This window comes from Gardnerella sp. DNF00497B (assembly GCF_049262725.1).
GTDB classification, from domain to species: Bacteria; Actinomycetota; Actinomycetes; order Actinomycetales; family Bifidobacteriaceae; genus Bifidobacterium; species Bifidobacterium leopoldii.
This window is the reverse complement of record NZ_CP058400.1, coordinates 1220320-1241022: the sequence shown is the minus strand read 5'-3', so window position 1 is coordinate 1241022 and position 20703 is coordinate 1220320. Positions and strand designations below refer to the sequence as shown.

The window sequence follows — 20703 nt, the reverse complement described above, 5'->3', positions numbered from 1 at the left end:
TTGCGCCTGTAACGTAATCAATGGTGATACGGCTACGCAAGAATTTACACAAGAAAAGTTACGCAGATCTTTACGCAAGAATTTACGAAAATCTAAATAGAAATTCGCATAGAAATCTCAATAGATATCTGCGTAATAAATGAATAGAAATAAAAAATACACGAAAGTGAATCCACTTATTGCCTATTCGAGGACTTTATTATGACCGTATTTACAACTTCGCGCAAAGAAAGCGCAGGCGCGCAAGTCGACGAGAACACTCGTTTCTGGTCGGACATTATTGTGTGCGTTGGCATTATTGCCGTTTTTGGCGTAACTGCCTTCCTTATTCAGCGCATAAATCAACCGATTGGTCCAAGTGGCATACCATCTAAGGTATCCACGGACTTAATCAATCTGCCTTACTACACTTTGCGCTCAGTATTTCGCATGCTGATCGCATTAGTTGCATCTCTTATCTTTACTATTGTTTATGGCTCTCTTGCAGCTCGCAGTCGTAGGCTTGGCAAGGTGCTTATTCCTCTTCTAGATATTTTGCAATCAGTTCCAATTCTTGGCTTCCTTTCGGCAACTGTCACGATTTGGTTGGTAATTTTCCCTGGATCGATGCTTGGTGTTGAAGCCGCTTCGATTTTTGCTATTTTTACGAGTCAAGCATGGAATATGACTTTTTCGTTCCACCGTTCGCTGCTCAGCGAGCCAAAGGAACTGGATGAGGCAGTTCGTAGTTTGCAACTCACGCATTGGCAACGTTTCTGGGTGCTAGACATGCCTAACGCAATGATTCCACTGCTTTGGAATTGCATGATGTCTGTTGGAGGCGGATGGTTCTTCCTTACAGCTTCGGAAATGATTTCCGTAAATAATCACACTTACGCTCTTCCTGGCATCGGTAGTTTTGTGGCACAAGCTGCTGCTGAAAATAAGCTTGGTCTTATTTGGTGGGCTATTGTGTCGATGGTGATTGTTGTTTTGGCACTTGACTTCTTCTTGTGGAAACCGCTTACAGCTTGGGCTGAGCGTTTCCGCATTACGCAAAGCGCATCTGATAATGAGCGTCACAGTGCTATTTTGACTCTTATTCGTCACTCTCATGCAGATGAAGTTATTAGTAAACTGTTTTTGCCAATTCGCGAGTGGCTTGAAAAAGTAACGCGCCCATTCGGTCGCACAGGCTCCAAGTGGCCTCACAAGGCTGCTCAGCATAAGCTTGGTGATTGGGTATTTAACGTTATTATGCTAATTATTGTGGCTGCTGGCGCTGCCCATATGCTTTACTTTGTGTATACAACTGCAGGTTTGCATGAGTTTATTACTGCAGGCATGCTTGGTGGCATCACTTTTATACGCGTTGCTGTGTTGATTTTAATAAGCTCGCTTATTTGGGTTCCTGTTGGTGTTGTAATCGGCATGAATCCTAAGATTTCGCGTATTATGCAGCCTATAGTGCAAATTCTTGCTAGCTTCCCAGCAAACTTCATCTTCCCGTTTGCTATGGCTTGGTTTATGGCTTGGCATATTGATCTTGGTTGGGGAAGTATTATTTTGATGGCTCTTGGCACGCAATGGTACATTCTGTTCAATGTTATTGCAGGTGCTAGTGCTATCCCTGATGATTTGCGTGAAATGACGCGCAGCTTCCGCTTGGATCGTACTTTGCGATGGAAGACGCTTATTTTGCCGTCTATTTTCGGTTCATGGTGCACTGGCGGTATTACAGCTGCAGGCGGTGCATGGAATGCTTCGATTGTGTCTGAGATTGTGGAATATGGAAAGAACCACATGGAAACTCAGGGTTTGGGTGCATATATTACTAATGCAACCACTTTAGGAGATTCTGCGCGCACTTTAGTTGGCGTAACTGTTATGAGCTTGATTGTTGTTTTAAGCAACCGATTATTCTGGTCGCCAATGCAACGTATTTCCGAAAAACGTTACGTATTGAATTAAATCGACTAATAAATCGACTAATAAATCGACTAATAAATCGACTAATAAAATTACTAATAAATCGCTTAAAATAACAAAATTTTATGAAAAAGATTGGCAAAATTATGAATACTTTAAAGAGCAATGCAAAAAAAGTGCAATCCTCAATTACAAGCGATATTATCGACGCAAAGCACATCAGTCAAAGCTTCACTTCTGACAGTGGCACTACTCAGCACGTTTTGCACGATATTTCTTTCACCCTTCGCGAAGGTGAAATCGTAGCAATATTAGGACGTTCTGGTGCTGGAAAATCAACTTTCCTACGCACAATGGCTGGTCTTGTGCAGCCAACAGAAGGCACAGTAACGTATCGCGGACGCGAGCTGACAGGTCCAAACCCAGGTGTTGCAATCGTATTTCAAACCTTCGCTCTTATGCCGTGGCTTACAGTACAAGACAATGTGGAACTTGGTTTGCGTGCTAGAGGCGTTAGTAAAGAAAAGCGTACTGAGCTTGCTTTAGCTGCAATTGACGCAATCGGTTTGGACGGCTTTGAAACAGCATATCCTAAGGAACTTTCCGGCGGTATGCGTCAGCGAGTTGGTATTGCGCGCGCGTTGGTGCTACGACCGGATGCATTGTTTATGGACGAGCCATTCTCTGCTCTCGATGTGCTTACTGCAGAAAACTTGCGTCAGGAAGTTCTTAAGCTGTGGTCTAGCGAGGAGCGAGATATTAAGTCTGTGCTTATTGTGACGCACAATATTGAAGAAGCTGTGCAAATGGCTGATCGCGTTGTGGTTCTTGGATCTCATCCAGGTCACTTAATTGCTGATGTGAATGTTGATTTGCCTCGTCCTCGAGATAAGCACAGTGCTGAATTTGAAGCGATGGTTGATAATCTGTATGCTATTTTGACTGGTTCTGCTCCAGAAAGCACTGCAGAGCAAGACGCTTCCGAAGATGCTGATTCTCAAGATCAAGCAAATAATGCAACTAATGAAGATGCTGAAGATAACGAAGCTGCAGCAATTGCAGATATGCTTATTCAGCGCCACCATGACGATGAAGATGAAGATAAGCAAAGTGAGGATGAAGCTGAAGCAGGTGAGGCAAAGGCAGAGCCTGTGGCTGTTCATTTGCTTCCAAACGCTACACCAGGTGGTATGGCTGGTTTGCTTGACGTGATTTCTGAAAACCCAGATGGCATTGATTTGGCTGATTTGGCAGCTGATTTGTCGTTTGAGATTGATGATTTGTTCCCACTTGTCGATGCGGGTACGATGCTTAATTTACTTACTGCAGAAAACGGTCATATTACTATTACTTCTGAGGGTGAAGAGTGGCATAATGCCGATATTTTGCACAGTAAGCAAGTTTTTGCTCGTCTTGCGATTGAACATGCACCTCTTGTGCACGCAATTGATCAAGCTTTGAGTAGGAATCGTAACGGAAAGCTTCGTGGCGAGCTGATTTTGGATTTGTTGCGCAGTAAGCACACGGATGCTTTGGCACGTCAGCAGTTTGATATTGCAATTAGCTGGGGTCGTTACGGCGAGTTGTTTGATTATGACGCTGATGATGACGAGTTGACTCGTACAGTTGAAACTGCTCCTCTCGATGGAGTTGTGCGCTGAAATAGTGCGGAATAGTGCGGAATTATGCTCAATAATGTCCATTATTGAGCATAATTTGGTATTTGTATGCTTTCGATAAAGGGATGCCGCATAGTTCTTTTATCTTTTAGGTCTAGTCGCTTCTTATTTAAGATTGCGCGGATCGGAAGCCCCCTAAAAAGCGAACTTTTTGGGGAAAGAATTGCGTAGCACATTTGTTGCTAACGCTTACTATGCGTCGATATGCGGCGGCGATGGAGGAATATTATGGTAAATGCTGTAGAAGCATTTGATGCTAAGCATCTTAAGGCTGCTGAAGAAATTCCAGCTTTCCGTCCTGGCGATACCGTTGATGTCAATGTTAAGATTCAGGAAGGCAACAACACTCGTATTCAGACTTTCACCGGCGTTGTGATTGCTCGTAAGGGTGCTGGCGTGCGTGAAACTTTCGTTGTTCGTAAGGTGAGCTTCGGCACTGGTGTTGAGCGTCGTTTCCCACTTCATTCTCCAGCTATCGATTCGATTAAGCTGGTTCGTAGCGGTCGCGTTCGTCGCGCTAAGCTTTACTACTTGCGCGCTTTGCGTGGTAAGGCTGCTCGTATTGCCGAGCGTCGCGATAACTCTGCTAAGTAAAATGGAACTTATGTGAAGGGTATTTGTTATGACTGATGACACGCAAATTAGCGATACTCATATCGTTTCAGTAGCGGGTCATGGTATAGATCCTTCACCGGTTCCACCAGAGCCGGAAGGAGATTTACCTTCCGGCTCTCGCATGTTTAAGCGCAAAAATAGAAAAGGTAAGCATTTTGCACATTCTAAGCGTGCTAAAAATGACCGCCTAACTTTGCGCGATGCTATAACATGGTTCGGTATTCCAGTATTAGTAGTGATACTTATTCGTGTGTTCCTATTTGGAGCTTACACAATTCCTTCTGGCTCTATGCTAGATACTATTCATATTGGCGATTATGTTATTACGACTAAGCTAACTCCGCGCTTATTCCCATTAAAACGTGGAGATATTGTTGTTTTTGAGGATCCTGCACATTGGTTGAGTGGTGAAAATTCTTCCGGTGCTGTTGGCAAGGATTTAATTAAGCGTCTTATTGGTTTGCCTGGAGATACTGTTGAATGTAAAGGCGCTGGGCAGCCTATTGTTGTGAACGGTGTTCCAATACGAGAATCTTCCTATATTCGTCCTGGTGTTGACCCGAGTGCTTTTCCATTTAAAGTAAAAGTCAAAGCCGGTCACGTGTTTGTTTTGGGTGATAATCGTTCTAATTCTGCAGATTCACGATACCATCGCAATGATGGCGATGACGGTTTAGTTCCTATTTCCAAAATCGAGGGCGTTGCTGTGTTTAGATCGTGGCCGCTTGATCGAATTGGTCTTTTAGACGAACATCATGATGATTTTAACAATGTGCCTGATCGTCCTGCAAAATAAAAGTATTAGCGCAATTAGTATTAACGAAATTGTATTAGCGCGACTTATATCAACTGATTTCAATTATGCCAAATAAATCATCCAATATACCGCTTGTTCCATCATTTAAATATGAGCAAGATCTGCTTTGCGAAGGCTATGATTGGGTTATTGGTCTTGATGAAGTAGGAAGAGGCTCTCTTGCAGGTCCTGTGATGGTAGGAGCTGTAGTTATTGGAATTAAACAAGTAAAAGAAAACTATATGCCTGAAGGCTTAGCTGATTCTAAATTGCTGAGCGAAAAGCGTCGAGAAGAGCTTTATGAACCGTTGCAAAAATGGTGTACAACTTGGGCAGTTGAATCTTGCACTAACACAGAAATTGATGAGTGGGGCATTAGCTATGCGCTTGGTGTCGCTGCGTTAAAAGCAATTTCTAAAGTTGAGGAAGATATTAAAAAGCTAAGTTTTAGCGTAAATGCGAATACGTGTGAGAATACGCGTGTGAATTCAAACTTTCGTATTGCCGCAATATTGGATGGACCTTGCGATTATATTGACAAAGTCGCAAATACTTTTGACGCTCCTTATGTTCCTGAGCCTGTAAAAGTTCATACTTTAGTAAAAGCAGACAGGCAGTGCGCGAGCGTAGCTGCGGCTGCAGTTTTGGCAAAAGTTACTAGGGATAATCTTATGGTATCTCTTGCTAAAAATCCGCAATATGCAGCCTACAATTGGGCAAGTAATAAGGGTTACGGTTCTTTAGCTCATCGCAATGCCATTAAAAAAGTAGGTCCTAGCGATTTGCATAGACTGTCTTGGCATTTATAAGCGAGGGTGCATATGGCAAAAAATGAAGCAAAACGCGTGTCAATGATCGATGTTGCGCACGCTGCTGGTGTAAGTCATCAAACTGTTTCTCGCGTTATTAATAATTCTCCTGATGTTTCTGCTAGCACGCGAATTAAAGTTCTGCGAGTTATTGAGCAGCTTGGGTATTATCCGAGTAATTCAGCACGCGCATTAGCAACTAAGAAATCGCGTACTTTAGGGCTTATCGTTGGTGCAGAAAATAGAACATCTCGAAACATTATTGCTCCTATAGAAGCGCAAGCAAAATCTCGTGGTCTTTTTCTTTCTATTAGCATGGTCAACGAAACATTATGTGAACAAAGTGATATTCAAGATTTATGCGAGAGTTTTGAAGAGCAAAATGTCGACGGATTAATAATTGACGCTCCAACAGATGCAATATTTACGTCACTGTGTCGTACGCGTATTCTTAAGCCGTGCGTATGCGTTACTGCTACTCATGGTGCAATAAGCGCGCATGAAGGCATGAATATGTTGCGTTCTCATAGCAACGTTGAGTATTCAATGATTGGTATTAATCAATCTCGCGCAATGAACGATATTGTGTCACTTATTGCGCATTATGGACATCGAAATGCCATTTATATAGCAGGTCCTTCGCAATGGAGAGGTGCTGCAACGCGACTCATTGCATGGCGTTCACTTTCAACTGCTCAAGGTATTCATTCGCATATTGTGCAATGTACTTCGTGGAAGTCTTCTGAAAGTTACGCGCGAATGAATCATATGATTGAGAAATTTGGCATAGATGGCATTGCATTGCCGACTGTTATTGTTGCTTCAAGCGATGAGCAGGCAGTAGGAGTTATGCGTTCCTTGTATGAGCACGGTTTGAAAATTCCGAGTGATATTAGTGTTGTTGGTTTCGGCGATATTCCGGCAATAAGTGATTTTTTCCCACCTCTTACAACTGTGAGTCTCGATATGCAGCAATTAGGGTCGTTGGCAGTGCGTGAAGCTTTGAGATTAATGAATCATGGGCCTGAGCCAGCATTCCCAGATATGTCTCATGGAGTTGGGCAAATACCTGCTGGCTTAAAATTGCGTTCTTCTATTGGTGCCGTATTGAGATAATTTTGCGATTGTGAAAAATTGCATTAAAAATTATCGAGAATAGAATTAAGAATGGTATTTTTAATTATTTTTTTGATTATTTAAATATTGTGTGAAACAGTTGTGAAACAACTTATTTTCTTAATGCTAATATCTGGCAAAATGGCTTAAAATCAGCATAATTACGCGGATGCCGGCGTGTTGATGGTGTGTGTGAAGCGTAATCTTAACATCAGTTGGGAGTGTGTGGTTTTTTGAATAAATATGGAATAAAGAAAAGGATCAGGAGATGATAAATCGCTGCTTTGCGTTCGTGCCAGGAATTAAGCATCTAGTTATTTTAAGGTCGGCGTGTCTTGCGATTTCTTATCTTGTAAACATAGCTTTTGTCTACGTTTGCGTTGGGATGTTGTCTCCAGTATTAAGACCTGTTCGTTCTACTGGAACTTCTTTAATGAGTTCTGTTGAATTTACGTCTTACATTATTGCTTTAGCTGCTATTATTTTGCTGAAATATGCAGTTTTTTACTGGTCGTGTACTGTTTGTGCAGAAATTGAGTCGCGAATAGCTATGCGTTTGCGCCCTAAAATGTTGCACGCAATGTTATCTCTACGTTCTGTAGATATTGAAGATTCTCATGACATTACTTCTTTGCGTGTAAATGAAGATATTTTTGCAATACAAAGTTTTGTTGCTTCTTTAGTTCCACAAATTATTGCAGCTATTCCTGTTCCTGTAGTCGTTTCTGCAGCACTATTTACAGTTAACCCTGCTATAGCCGGGATTTGCGCATTAGCTGCATTGTTTAATGTCGCTTCTCTTATATTCTCGTTGGCACTAAGCCCAGTATCGTGGCGTTGTGTAAGTGCGTTATTTGCCTATGTTATTGCTGGACTCGCAATTGTTGCAACTGTTTGGTTATCTTCCGTTAAAGGTGTAGGTCTTGCTGCAGCTCTGTTAACAATGCCCTTGTTAATGTTAAGCGTCCAGCCACTGAGAATTGTTGGTAAGAATATGCATGTAGTTAAGCATGCTGTTCATGGTTTGGATCATGTTGAAACATTGTTAAAAATGGTTACTGATTCTCCTGCTCCAATAGCATTTAGTGACGATGGTTCAACATTATCTTTGCCTGATGGCTCAACCAATATTGCTTTGCGTATGCGATGCAATATTTTGGAAAATAATGCGAATACTAATGAAGCTCAGCGTTTATCGATAATTGCAAAATCTGGTGAATTGCAAGTTATTCCAAGTAAATATCATCATGTTATGCGTGAGAAAATACTTTCTGGTACAGGTTTTAACAAATCTGCTGACATATTGCTTTCTTATAGCGACCGTTATGATATTCATGAAGACGACGTTTCTCCATTTGTAGTTTCTGAAGTATTTGACGCAAACGATAGTGCATCTTACTTGTCGTTGAATGATGCAAGTTCTGCAGCTTTAGCAGATATTGTTACTATAGTTAGCGAGCGAAGTCATCTATTTTCCACAACATTGCGAGAAAACTTACTTTTGGCTGCTCCAACAGCTACGACTACTGCGATGTGGGATGCATTGCGAGCTGTGCGAATAGATGGCGTTGTTTATGCCGATTACGACGGTCTAGATATGCCAATAGATAGACTTTTTAATAATCCTGAAGCATCCTATAATTCTGAAGATTTAAAGCGTCGTGTTATTCTTGCTAGAGCAATTTTAAGACACACTAAAGTGTACGTTTTTGATTATTCCCAATGTGATATTAGCAATCATGAAGCTGAAGAAATTGTTAAAATATTGCGTCGCATAGCGCGTTATGCGAATGTAATAGTGTTAATGCCAAATGATGCTGGAATTAGCGCAACTGATGAAATAGCAACTGTAGAATCGTATCGTCATGTTGCTAATGATAGTTCTAAAAATATTACGCAACTAAATCAATTAAACGAATCTCAGAACTCGCAAAACTCACGAAACTCGCAAAACGTTGAGCAAGCTCAGCAAGATCCTAATAAAAACAAGCATATTTCTTCTATTGCAAGTATTGCTTACACTTATGAAGTGAGAACAATCTCAAAGTTCAAACGTGCTATTTTTGCTTTTATATCAATGTTTAGTACTGCTCTCAATCTTGTTTCTGCAGTATGTATTCCTGTTGCTATTGTTTCAGCAATGTTTGCTGTTGCAGGACGTCCAATATTTGGTTTTGTAATGCAACAGTGTGTGCTTGTTGCTGTTGCTTGTATGGCAGTTCGTGCATTAACTCTTGTTACAACATTTGCAGGTGTAGATATGCATCACGAACGTTGGCATAAAGCTCATATCAGCATGAATGTTGGAATGATATTTGCAGTTGTGCCGCTTATGGTTGTTTTGTACTATTTCGATGCGAATTTGTCTTATGTAGCTATTGCTTCGTGCGTGTTTATTATGTTTATTGTTCCTCGATACTTACTTATACGCTCCAAGCATATTGCAAATAAAGTGCGCATTGAACAACATGAAGTTGAGAATGAAGTAAGTGATATTGAACTTGGTATCGATGAAGTACTTGCATTTAGGCAAGGTGAGCATTGCGTTAATCGAATGGTTACTTCAATGCATAAAGTTTCTCAACAAAGAATGCGTTTGGCTCGTAAAAGTGGAGGCATGTCGGCACTTGTTCTTGCTATATCGTTAATTAGCATTTCTGTAGCCGCACTAGTTGTTTCTCACACTATCCATCCAGTTCCAGCTAATATTCCAGCATGGAGCACTGTTTATGCTGTTATGGCAATGGTTTTGCTTGTAATTATGATTCAGCAAGTTGTAGATGTTGTTTTACAAAGAATACCGTCTGTTATGAGAGTTAAGAGCAGTAACTAACTTTAATTTAAAAAATATAGAATATGCATAAGTTGGGTTGGGGGACTGGACATGCGTAATCGTTGTAACAAGAGGCAGTTTCTTGCGCTGTTTTGGATGCTGCTGTTTGCTGTTTTATGTGGGATTGTTATTGGCTTGTTGCTTCCTAAAATAAACAGTAACGTTGGGAAGATTACAGGAGAATATGAAGCAAGCGGAGAAGCTGCGCAAGCATTGAAAAAATTGCGTATATCTAAGCCTTATCGTTACGGGTACGAGCGTCAAGTATTCGGATATCGTACTACTGACGATGACGGTAACGGATGTGACGTTAGGGAAGATGTTTTAGCGCGTGATTTACAAAATGTGAAATACAAGTACGCAGGATCTTGCCAAGTGCGTTTCGGCTTGTTGCATGATCCGTATACTGGCAAAGATATCAACTTCGTGCGTGGGCGAAAAACTAGTGCCTTAATTCAAATAGATCATGTTGTTGCATTACAAAATGCGTGGGAATCTGGAGCATGGAAATGGAATCGTGCAAAACGATTAAAATTTGGCAACGATATGATGAATCTACTCGCGGTTGAAGGAGCTTCTAATCAAGAAAAAGGTTCCGCGTCCGCAGCTTACTGGCTTCCTTCAAACAAAACCTTTAGGTGCGAATATGTTGCTAGGCAAATAGCTGTTAAATATAAATATGGTTTAACTGTAACTTGCGAAGAAAAGCAGAGTATGGAAAGCGTATTGCATAACTGTTCTGCACAGAAATTGCCAAAGTAAGGATTTTGCTCAGTCTAGTATCCTTAAAAGCGACTTAGTAAGCGTTTAATAAGCATTTAGTAATGATTATGGGTGTGATCGTGCATTACGTCGTGATGCTCTGCTGAATGAGGAATATGCAAAACGCGCATACGGTCAATAGCTCTACGCGCAAGATTGTGAGCAGAACCTGTGCCTTCGCCCTTGACTCCAAAAATAACGATAAGAGCCATAATTCCCGTAATAATAGCACTAATGCGCAAAGTCCATTGAACTCCAAAAATACTAGCAGCAACATCGGCAGCGTGACCTGTGCCAGAATGGTGAAGAGTTGTCAATACTGTCATTGTAACTACTAAAACAGGTGCTCCAATAGCGCCCCAAAGCTGACGCATAGTATTAGTTACAGCCGAACCGTCGCCAAGCTCTTCCTTACGCAAACAATTAAGTGACCACGTAGTTATTGGCATAAGCAAGAATCCCATGCCAATTTGGCGAGTAAACTGCCAAATGGAAATCCACCAAATCCACGTATCCATGTCAATAAGACTCATCATTACAGTGCCAAAAAACAGAATAATAGAGCCTGCCATAGCAACTGGGCGCACTCCAAAGCGATCTAGCATACGACCACCAAAATACTGCGAAATAGCCATGCCGAACGCTCCAGGAAGCAGAATTAAGCCGCTCATAGTTGCTGAAAAACCACGATCAGACTGAATATAAAGCGGAATAAGCACCATAATTGAGCTGAAAGCAAAAAATGTAAGGCAAGCGCAAATAGTACCTACCATAAAGTAGCGGTTTTTAAGCACATTAAGACCAAGAAGAGGAGTGTGACCGCGTTTTTGCGCTCGCAACTGCCTTATAACAAACCAAGCAATTCCAAAAGCACCAATAATCATAGGAGCCCAAGATAATGGGTGGGAAATTCCGCATCCTTCAATATTAGTGAATCCAAACATGAGTCCGCCGAAGCCGATAACCGAAAGACCAACCGAGAAGAAATCAGCATGCGCGTTAAGATCATGTTCTCCAAAATTATGCAAGAAAAATACTGCTAAAACGACGGATAGCGCTCCGATAATAGTAAGAGAGCAGAAAATAGAACGCCATCCATTAATATCAGTTTGCAAACCGCCAATAGTAGGACCGATTGCTGGAGCAATACTCATAGCCATGCCAACGCTTCCCATTGCCACACCTCTGCGAGTAACAGGGTAGACGGAGAATACGGTAATTTGTAAAACAGGCCACATTACGCCAGTGCCAATAGCTTCAAGAGTTCTGCCAACAAGTGCCATCATAAAGTCGCTACTAAGCCATGCAAGTACGGATCCAAAAGTAAAAAGCGACATGGAAGTAATAACAATTTGGCGAGTAGAAAAGCGTCTTGTTAAAAATGCTGTAAGTGGAACCATAATTGCCATAATCAGCTGGAAAATAGAAGTAAGCCACTGACCAGTTGTGACGCTTATGCCAAATTCTTGAACTATTGTTGGCAATGCTGCAGTAAGTTGTAATTGTGCGAAATTGCCAATAAATGTAATAAACGTAAGAATAGCAAGAGAAATTAAAGCAGGACGTGTAAGACGATTGTTATTGTATGCTTCTTCGCCTGTTAGCGCATGGCTGAGATTTTGGCTTTTATTAGACAGCCATGTTGAGTGCATCAAAATAAAACATCCTTTTTTATTCTTAAACGTAGTTTTTCTTAAGCATATTTTTAAGCATAGGTGGCAAAAGTCAATCGACTTAAGTCTATTCTCTTATCTATTACAACGAAAAATTGTAAGACTTAATTTGCGCAAAACAATAGTATCTAGACTGATTCTAATCAGTAGCTGTGGTAGGAAAGCCAATGATTGTAAGCGCCTTGAATAGAGCCATAACGACCATTGCAATAATTCCAGAACCAGCGGAGCTGAGTTTGATAGTTAGTTGCCCAATCAGCTCCGGCAGAAGCCATTTTTCCGCCTGGCAAAGCTTGAGGTAAACCGTAGGCGCCAGAAGGATTCATTGCGTTTACGCGCCAGCCAGATTCATGAGAAATAATAAATACTGTTGCAGTAAAATCAGCTTCACTATAACCGTTAGAGATAAGCCAGTCGTGAGCCCATTGTTGCATCTCGCCAGCAGGAACAGTCGTACCGATAGAAGCAGCTAAGCCAAGTCCGGCAGAAGAGCCGCCAGTTCCAACAAGAATAACCTTATCTTTTGGAGCTTTTTTAACATAAGAAGCAAAAATATTAGAGGAAACTATTTTCCCCTTAGCTCGAGTAACTATTTTTGCTGTTTCCATTACGCCGTTAGCGCCTTCACTCTGCACCTTCTCAGTACCTTTTGGAAGTGCAGCAGTTTCCTTTTTTACGACGTTAAATGCAATTGGGTCGTCGGAATTCTCTAATTTTGCGCCTGCGCGATTAATCGTAATAACAGTTGATTCGCTAACTTTAGTTGTAAGAGATGGAGTAACAACATCGTGTGGCTCAAGAGTGATATCCCCGGCATCAAGAACGGATTTTACATCAGTGAAATTATTGCCCAAAATAGTACGATGGTGACCATTTATAACAACGTTAACATATGAAGTTGCGCTATCATGCAACATGCGACGGCTAGCACTACGAGAAACTTGCGAAGAATCGGTTGCCGAATAAGAAGTAACCTGAACAGCGTGACCTTTAGACGAAGTGTAAAAATCTCGCGAGGCAAAACCAAGTATCACCAAAGCAATGAAGCCTAAAATAACCGCGCTAACTCTAGCCCACTGTCGTAAACTGAGTGAACCAAGCGTAACAGTATGCTTACGGTGACTGGCCATAACCCTCCTTATTTCTGCAATTATTCTATTGATACTTGCAAACGCTCGCAACGTAGACTAATAAACTAAAATGTATGTGCAAAACGTATATGCAAAACCTCACATATTATATCTCATGGCATAGTCTATAAATCAGGATTCAGAATCATTAGATTCGTAAGATTTAGCTTGTTCAACCAAATCTTCTAAATCAGAAGCTAGTAATGCTCCAGCTTGTCTATAAATAACTTCGCCGCGCTTAATAACCATTACTGTTGGAACAGCTTGGATTTGAGCAGCTGCAGCAATCTCGTTGCTTTTGTCAATATCAACTTTTACAAAAGGAATTTCGGGATATTTTTCACTGACCTTCTCAAAAATAGGACCAAAAGACCTGCATGGACCGCACCACGTTGCCCAAAAATCGACAACAACTATTTCATTTGTCGAAGCAATCTTCTCAAAATTTTCTGTAGTAGCATGTATTGCTGCCATATTACTCCCTCAATATTTTGCGTATTTGCTTCATTGTACGTGCCGCCTTGCATAAATGTTGTCGATAGTGCGCTTATCTGTCGTCTTGCGGCACTAGGCTAGGAGTCATGCTTGATATCCAATTTATTCGTGAACATGCCGACGTAGTTAAGGAATCGCAGCGCAAGCGCGGTGAATCCGTTGAGCTCGTCGATGAAGTATTGCACAACGATGACTTGCGTCGTACTGCTCTTAAGGCTTTTGAAGAGGCTCGCGCTGAGCAAAAAGCTATTGGTAAGAAGGTTGCAACAGCTAGCGCGGAGGAAAAGGTTGCGCTTATTGCTGAAACTAAAGAATTAGCTTCGAAGGTTGCAGAGTACAAAGCTGAATCCGAAAAAGCTACTGCCGACTACACTACAGCAATGTGGAAGCTTTCTAACATCGTTGAAGATGAAGCTCCAGAAGGCGGAGAAGACGACTATGTTGTAGTTAAGAAGGTTGGTACGCCTCGCGATTTTGCAGCTGAAGGTTTCGAGCCAAAGGATCATTTGACTCTTGGAACTGGCGTTGCTGGAATTGATATGCGTCGCGGCGTGAAGGTTGCAGGATCTCGCTTCTACTTCTTGCGCGGTGCTGTGGCTCGCCTGCAAATCGCAATGCTTACTATGGCTGTTGATCAAGCCGAAGAGCACGGTTTTACGCTTGCGATTACGCCAACGCTTGTGCGCCCGGAAGTAATGCGCGGAACTGGCTTCTTGAATTCTCATGCGGACGAGATTTACCGTTTGCGCGAGCCAGATGATCAGTATTTGGTCGGTACTTCCGAAGTTGCTTTGGCTGGTATGCATGAGGATGAGATTCTTGACTTAAGCAATGGTGCTTTGCGTTATTGCGGTTGGTCGAGCTGCTACCGTCGTGAGGCTGGTGCTGCCGGAAAGGATACTTCTGGTATTATTCGCGTGCATCAGTTTGATAAAGTTGAGATGTTCGTTTATTGCAAGCAGGAAGATTCTCGCGCTGAGCATCAGAAGTTGCTAGGCATGGAGCAAGAAATGCTTGCTAAGGTAGAAGTGCCTTACCGCATTATTGATACTGCTGCAGGTGACCTTGGTTCTTCTGCCGCTCGTAAGTTTGATTGCGAAGCTTGGGTTCCAACGCAAGGACGTTACCGTGAGCTTACTTCTACTTCTAACTGCACTGAGTATCAGGCTCGCCGCTTGAATGTGCGTGAACGTATGGAAGATGGTGGAACTCGTCCAGTTAGTACGCTTAACGGCACTTTGGCTACTACTCGCTGGCTTGTGGCTATTTTGGAAAATCATCAGCATGAGGATGGTTCGATTGATATTCCGAAGGCTATGCAGGCTTATATGGGTGGCAAGGAAGTCATTGAGCCAACTAAGTGGGAAGCGTGAGTTTGCTCGTGCACAAACACGGCGTTTGTTTCAAAAAATCGTTTAATTAACTATAAAGCCCGGGAAATTACCTGGGCTTTGTTTTTTAGTTGATAAGTTTTTTGAATCTGGGTGTTGTGTGTTGCGTTCTATACGTGATGATATGCTTACCACTTGTGCGTTAAAAGCGGCAATTTGATTGCTTTCGCGCGCAAATGGATGGGTGTCCGAGCGGTCTAAGGAGACGGTCTTGAAAACCGTTGTAGGGAAACCTACCGCGAGTTCGAATCTCGCCTCATCCGCAGAATAATAAGCTTCAAGCTGCATTTCGCGCTTGAAGCTTTTTTATTCTGCCGAGCTTGCTCAGGGTTGGAAGCACAGTGTGCTTCCAACGCAAGCGAGGTCTTTCTGCGTCAATAAAGACGCAGAAAGTGTGGGCTAGTGTGTTTAACGTAGTGTGTCAGGTTTGTGTTGCTGCATTTCGCGCTTGAAGCTTTTTTAATTCGCCGAGCTCGGGAAATTAGCAAATTGCGGCAGAAACTTTACAGCGGTGTAAAGAAACGGTCGGTTGTGCGCGGAATAACGGCAGAAACTTTACAGCAGCGCACAGTTTATGCCGCCTACGCACCAAAAAACGGCAGAAACTTTACGTGGGTGTAAAGAAACGGTCGGTTGCGCGCGAGAATCCGATTGAAACGTGCGCTCGCTCGATTTTAGCGCGTGGAATAATGACGCTCTTGAGAAGTGATTGAGTCAAGGAAGAAGCTTGCACCTTCGCGGCAAGACGTGCTGCTTTCGAAATCTTCCGGAGCGTAAGGCGCAACGCTTTCAAACATCTCCTCGTAATCAGCAACGCTTAAACGCACGCGCGAATCAAGCATATCCGCATGCTCGCGCGCAAACAGCGCATTTCTAAATCCTGGCGCAATCGTGCCGCTGAAAAATTCACCAACAGCGCCGGAGCCGTAAGAAAATAGCCCAATCTTATCGCCGCTTTTAAGTGCAGTAAGATTACTATTTTCGCAAGTAAATTCGTCTAACTCAAGTAAAGACAGCAATCCCAAATACAGGGAACCCGTATAGATGTTGCCTACGCGACGGCTGTACTTCGTGCTGGTTTCATAGCGCGAAAGTAAGCGATTGCGCGACGACTCGCTTAGGTTGCTATTATCGCAAGAATCCATCGCAGCCTTAAGCGCCTTCAAACCCATTTTCGTATACGGCAAGTGGAAGCACAATCCGGCAAAATCGTTGAAATTACAACCGTTTTGCGCACAATACTTTTGCCACACATCGCAGAAAAATTGTATGTACTGCTCAGTCGAAAACTTTCCGCGAGCAAGCGCAGTGTCTTGGTAAACAGGTCGCCAAAAGTCCTGAATATCAGCGGATTTCACAACGCTATCGTCGTTAATTTTAAGCACGTGCGGATTCGCGCTCACAAGCATTGCTACAGCCCCTGCTCCCTGCGTTACTTCGCCAGGTGTAGCAAGACCGTAGCGCGCAATATCGGCTGCAATAACAAGCACTTGCGGATTTTTTTCGGCGTGCGCGCGCACGTAGTCACATGCCATCATCAAAGCCGCGGTGCCGCCGTAGCAAGCTTCTTTTACTTCAATAGAGCGCACCCACGGCGTGAGTTTTAGCAGATTTTGAACGTACAGAGCACTCGATTTACTTGCGTCGACGCCGCTTTCTGTGCCGACGATTAGCATTTTGAGGCGATTGCTATCGATGTGGGGTAGCAGTGGGAGGGCAGCTTGCGCGGCGAGAGTGACGATGTCTTGGTGATTTGGTGGCACAGATTGTTCGCTTTGACCGATTCCGATTGTGAATTTGTTAGGGTCGATTCCACGGTGTTCCGCCAGTTCTTCGAGGTTTAGGTAATAGTGCGGCGTTGCGAAGGAGATGCGGTCGATGCCGACGGCAAGGGGAGTGGTTGCGGAGGTTGTGGTTGCTGATGTTTCGGTATTTTGTGTGTTCATTTGTCCTAAAATTCCTAAATTTTTCTTAATTTTTCTTAATTTTTCTTAATTTTTACTTGATTCTCGTAACTTTTGAAGTAATTGCATAACTTTTTCTGTAGTTCTTTCTGCAGGGCTAAGTTGCAAAATATCATGCGCGATTTCCGCGATTTCCGCACCTTTGGCACCTGCTGCAATTGCTAGGTTTGACGACTGTAATGCCATATGACCTGCTTGAATTCCAGGGCCTGCTAGTGCGCGAAGAGCCGCAAGATTTTGTACCAAACCGAGCGCGGCAAGCGTGTTTCTAAAGTCGTTTGCGTTTTTGTAATTGCCGATTTTGATCGCGAGTTTTGCCATTGGAAGCGATGAGATTGAGCCGCCAACAATGCCGATCTGTAGCGGAATTTCAATACTGCCATGGAGTATGGTTTTTCCGTTTAAAGTTTCGGTGTTCCACTTTGACAGTGGTAGGTAGCGACCGGAGCGCGCCGCCCACGCGTGTGCTGCCGATTCTAGCGCTCGCGTATCATTTCCTGACGCGAGCGCGGCTCCTGCGATTCCGTTTAGGATTCCTTTGTTGTGCGTGGCGGCGCGCGCAGGGTCGCTGGCGGCAAGCGCGCTCAATGCCGCGATTCGGCGCGCAAGGCGTTTTCCTTCGCTCTCTCGCTCAGAGTCTTCCAGCCGCCTGGATGCTAGTGCTTCAACCGGTATATGCACTTCTGCTGTGGTGGGAACGCGGCTGGTGTTTGTGAGTATTGCCACTAGCGCCTGCACGCCGAGCCAGCTCTCCAGCTGGGCTTTGACGGCTTCGCCCATAGTGTTTACTGTGTTGGCGCCCATTGCGTCGCATGTGTCTACGTCAATCTCGAGCTTTGCGAAGCCGTGCAAAGCTGAAGCGCGGCATTTTCGCGCGCCGCCACCCCTTTTACTCATTGATGGGTGTGACTCGTTTGCAATGCGCAACAGTTCTGCAACCTTTTCTTTATCTTCAACGATTCTGCTCAAGCGCGCCGCCACGCTCCCGTCTGCGTCCTCAAAAGCTATTTGCGCTGTAGTCACGTATTGTGGGGAGCGCGCAATAATTCCGTATCCAACGTCAGTCGCCGCGTCAAATCCAACGTCAGTCGCCGCGTCAAATCCAGCGCCAGTCTCCGCCGCAATCCGCGCCCCATTGCACGCAGCTGCAATCACGGACGGCTCTTCGGTTGCAACCAGCACGTCCCGCACTTCGCCGTTCACAATCAGCCCACGCACAACGCCAACCGGCAGCGTATACTTTCCAATTTGATGCTCAATCATATGATTTGCAACGTCTGCAGGAATTGTAGTATCAGAACTTTCCGCAAACTGTTTAAGCAAAAATGTTGCATCAGCATCGTTAATTGCGCCCTCATTTTGCAAGGTTTTTATGCGATTTTCCACGCTTAATTCGCGAAAAGCAGTCATCGAAATCACCTCATGATTTGTAGACTACGAATGCTTCTGATCGCTTCGCATTCTGACTTAGTTGTTTTGCAGTCTGACTTTATTGTTTTACATTTTGGCTTGATTGTTTCGCATTCTAATTTGCATAGAAACGCCGATTCCGCCGCCGACGCACAGCGCAGCAACTCCATTTAACTTATTGCTATCTCGCAAAGCGTATATAAGCGTCGTCAAAATCCTAGCTCCGCTAGCGCCCAGCGGATGACCGAGTGCAATTGCTCCACCGCGTACGTTTAGTTTTGACTCGTCAATATGAAGTTGCTCCGAAACGGCAATGCTTTGCGCTGCAAACGCTTCGTTTATTTCGAATAAGTCAATGTTGTCAACGCTGCTGCCGGTCGCATTTAGCATGCGTTCCATCACATGTTTTGGAGCGTATCCCATTAAATCTGGGTCGATTCCACCTTCTGCGAATCCCACAATTTGCGCAAGATATTCAATTCCGTGCGCTTGCGCGTAATCTTTGCTCATAAGCACTAGAGCTGCAGCTCCGTCGTTAATTCCGCTTGCGTTTCCGGCAGTTACAGTCGATTCGTGCTTGCAAACTTCGTGCTTGCAAACTTCGTTCTCGCTAATTTCGTTCTTGCCAACTTCGCAAGTCGCGCCCGAAGTTTCTTCCGATGCTTTAAAAAGCGTGCGCAATTTCGACAACTGCTTTAAAGACGTATCTTCGCGAGGATGCTCGTCTTGAGTTATAACAGTTCCGTTTGCAAGCGTTACTGGCACAATTTCAGAAGCAAAATCGCCTCGTTTAATAGCGGCAACAGCTTTTTGGTGAGATTTAAGTGCAAAAATATCTTGTGCTTCGCGAGTGATACCAAATTTTGCTGCAACATTTTCTGCAGTAACGCCCATTGCGTCGCCAGTAAAAGCGTCGTTTAAGCCGTCTCGTTGCAAACCGTCAATAAGCGCAAAATTCCCGTATTTGTGTCCGCTAAATCGCGAATTAGTTGCGTAAAACGGTACGTTGCTCATGCTTTCAGTGCCGCCTGCAACAACAACTTGCGCGTCTCCCATAACGATTGCGGATTGTGCTAAGCGCACTGCTTTTAAGCCCGATCCGCATACTTCGTTAATTGTCATTGCGCAGCTAGAAGTATCTAAGCCTGCTTTTAACGCAATTTGGCGAGCAACGTTTTGTCCGCTGCCTGCTTGTAATACGTTTCCAAAAATAGCTTGATCCACGTCGTGTGAGCTAATTCCAGCGCGTTCTATTGCTGCTTTTGCTGCGATTGTTCCTAAATCAACTGAGGAAAGCGAAGATAAGCTGCCGCCGAATTTGCCAATAGGCGTACGTACAGCGCTTGCAATCACCACATCAGTCATATGTTTAGCCACCTAATCAATTGTTTGTTGCAATACGTGTTGAAGTATACCAACCGGACTACTTTATCGTATTTTTCGACAAAATTACCATTTGCGAAAAATTTTTCTCGTTTCCTTCACAATTAAACGTGCTTCAGTGAGTTCGCTCACCCGAATCCGGCATAAACTTTACAGCGGTGTGAAGTTTCGGTCGGCTACGCGCCTGAAAGCGGCATAAATTTTACAGCGTTGTAAAGTAACGGTCGTTTGCTCGCCAAATAGCGGCAGAAACTTTACAGTCGTGTAAAGTAATGGTCGGCTACGCGCCTGAATCTGGCATAAACTTTGCGCTCGTGTAAATTAAGGGTCGTATTTTCCCAAACCTCCTGAAGCTTTGCGCCAGTGCTTCTGCGAAAAGTGGTTTTGTAGCTTTGCGCCTGTGCTCTGCAGACGTTGCGTCTGTAGCTTTGCAGTAATGCTTTGCTAACGTCGATTACTTATTGCTTAGTGAACTTTAGCAATAATGTTCTGCAGACACTGATTACCTGTTGTTCAAGAACAACTAACGTCATTGCTGCTGCACACATCACGCCAGACACTCCTACCACACCACAAAACACTAGCGGTTTTACTAGTAGTGGGAGATAGGAATTGCTTGGTCGGAACAAATATTCGTGCGGTGAGATTTGAGATTTTTCGCACTGAGCGCGGCGAACGTCAGAGCCGTAGGCTGCTGATTCGTTAAGCGAAGAAGAAAAATCGAAAAATCTCTGCGATA

At 43.6% G+C, this 20703-nt stretch carries 15 protein-coding genes and 1 tRNA gene; 10 read left to right on the top strand and 6 right to left on the bottom strand.

Annotated features, from left to right (window positions below; translation table 11 throughout):
• Window positions 1-201 precede the first annotated feature (201 nt).
• The 8 genes from HXT26_RS04710 (at window position 202) to HXT26_RS04675 (ending at window position 10518) form a co-directional block, all read left to right on the top strand.
• Window positions 202-1950 carry an ABC transporter permease gene (locus tag HXT26_RS04710; RefSeq protein ID WP_004574036.1) on the top strand — a complete coding sequence of 583 codons (1749 nt, stop codon included), beginning with the start codon at window positions 202-204 and terminating at the stop codon, window positions 1948-1950.
• Window positions 1951-2054: 104 nt separating this feature from the next.
• The gene (locus HXT26_RS04705; protein WP_101886172.1) at window positions 2055-3569 is read left to right on the top strand and encodes a nitrate/sulfonate/bicarbonate ABC transporter ATP-binding protein; all 1515 of its coding nucleotides are present in this window, start codon (window positions 2055-2057) and stop codon (window positions 3567-3569) included.
• A 246-nt stretch (window positions 3570-3815) separates the two neighbouring features.
• On the top strand, window positions 3816-4181 hold the full coding sequence (gene rplS / locus HXT26_RS04700; protein WP_004105329.1) for a 50S ribosomal protein L19: 366 nt from the start codon (window positions 3816-3818) through the stop codon (window positions 4179-4181).
• 28 nt (window positions 4182-4209) lie between these two features.
• Complete coding sequence (gene lepB / locus HXT26_RS04695) at window positions 4210-4998, top strand: signal peptidase I (protein WP_004105326.1); 789 nt, start codon at window positions 4210-4212, stop codon at window positions 4996-4998.
• A gap of 65 nt (window positions 4999-5063) precedes the next feature.
• Window positions 5064-5807 (top strand): ribonuclease HII, encoded by a 744-nt coding sequence (locus tag HXT26_RS04690; protein WP_422111958.1) that lies wholly within the window; start codon window positions 5064-5066, stop codon window positions 5805-5807.
• A 12-nt stretch (window positions 5808-5819) separates the two neighbouring features.
• Window positions 5820-6923 carry a LacI family DNA-binding transcriptional regulator gene (locus HXT26_RS04685; RefSeq protein WP_422111957.1) on the top strand — a complete coding sequence of 368 codons (1104 nt, stop codon included), beginning with the start codon at window positions 5820-5822 and terminating at the stop codon, window positions 6921-6923.
• Between the two features lie 268 nt (window positions 6924-7191).
• Complete coding sequence (locus HXT26_RS04680) at window positions 7192-9756, top strand: ABC transporter (protein WP_410294709.1); 2565 nt, start codon at window positions 7192-7194, stop codon at window positions 9754-9756.
• 51 nt (window positions 9757-9807) lie between these two features.
• A complete protein-coding gene (locus HXT26_RS04675; RefSeq protein WP_422111956.1) occupies window positions 9808-10518 on the top strand; it encodes an HNH endonuclease family protein in 711 nt (236 codons plus the stop codon).
• A 56-nt stretch (window positions 10519-10574) separates the two neighbouring features.
• Here HXT26_RS04675 and HXT26_RS04670 read toward each other — a convergent pair whose 3' ends face one another.
• From HXT26_RS04670 to trxA, 3 genes are all read right to left on the bottom strand, one after another.
• The gene (locus HXT26_RS04670; RefSeq protein ID WP_064340570.1) at window positions 10575-12170 is read right to left on the bottom strand and encodes an MDR family MFS transporter; all 1596 of its coding nucleotides are present in this window, start codon (window positions 12168-12170) and stop codon (window positions 10575-10577) included.
• 164 nt (window positions 12171-12334) lie between these two features.
• On the bottom strand, window positions 12335-13321 hold the full coding sequence (locus HXT26_RS04665) for a G5 domain-containing protein (RefSeq protein WP_422111955.1): 987 nt from the start codon (window positions 13319-13321) through the stop codon (window positions 12335-12337).
• A 132-nt stretch (window positions 13322-13453) separates the two neighbouring features.
• Window positions 13454-13795, bottom strand: coding sequence for a thioredoxin (gene trxA / locus HXT26_RS04660; protein ID WP_004110313.1), 342 nt, complete (start codon window positions 13793-13795; stop codon window positions 13454-13456).
• Between the two features lie 107 nt (window positions 13796-13902).
• Here trxA and serS point away from each other — a divergent pair, with 107 nt between their 5' ends.
• Window positions 13903-15189 carry a serine--tRNA ligase gene (gene serS / locus HXT26_RS04655; RefSeq protein WP_004574030.1) on the top strand — a complete coding sequence of 429 codons (1287 nt, stop codon included), beginning with the start codon at window positions 13903-13905 and terminating at the stop codon, window positions 15187-15189.
• Window positions 15190-15385: 196 nt separating this feature from the next.
• A tRNA-Ser gene (locus tag HXT26_RS04650) sits at window positions 15386-15470 on the top strand.
• 411 nt (window positions 15471-15881) lie between these two features.
• Here HXT26_RS04650 and HXT26_RS04645 read toward each other — a convergent pair.
• The 3 genes from HXT26_RS04645 to HXT26_RS04635 all read right to left on the bottom strand — a co-directional run bounded on the left by HXT26_RS04645 (window position 15882) and on the right by HXT26_RS04635 (window position 19946).
• Window positions 15882-17153 carry a hydroxymethylglutaryl-CoA synthase gene (locus HXT26_RS04645; RefSeq protein ID WP_422111954.1) on the bottom strand — a complete coding sequence of 424 codons (1272 nt, stop codon included), beginning with the start codon at window positions 17151-17153 and terminating at the stop codon, window positions 15882-15884.
• Between the two features lie 45 nt (window positions 17154-17198).
• Complete coding sequence (locus HXT26_RS04640; RefSeq protein WP_410297129.1) at window positions 17199-18581, bottom strand: hydroxymethylglutaryl-CoA reductase, degradative; 1383 nt, start codon at window positions 18579-18581, stop codon at window positions 17199-17201.
• 87 nt (window positions 18582-18668) lie between these two features.
• Window positions 18669-19946 carry an acetyl-CoA C-acyltransferase gene (locus HXT26_RS04635; protein WP_422112100.1) on the bottom strand — a complete coding sequence of 426 codons (1278 nt, stop codon included), beginning with the start codon at window positions 19944-19946 and terminating at the stop codon, window positions 18669-18671.
• Window positions 19947-20703: the final 757 nt, after the last annotated feature.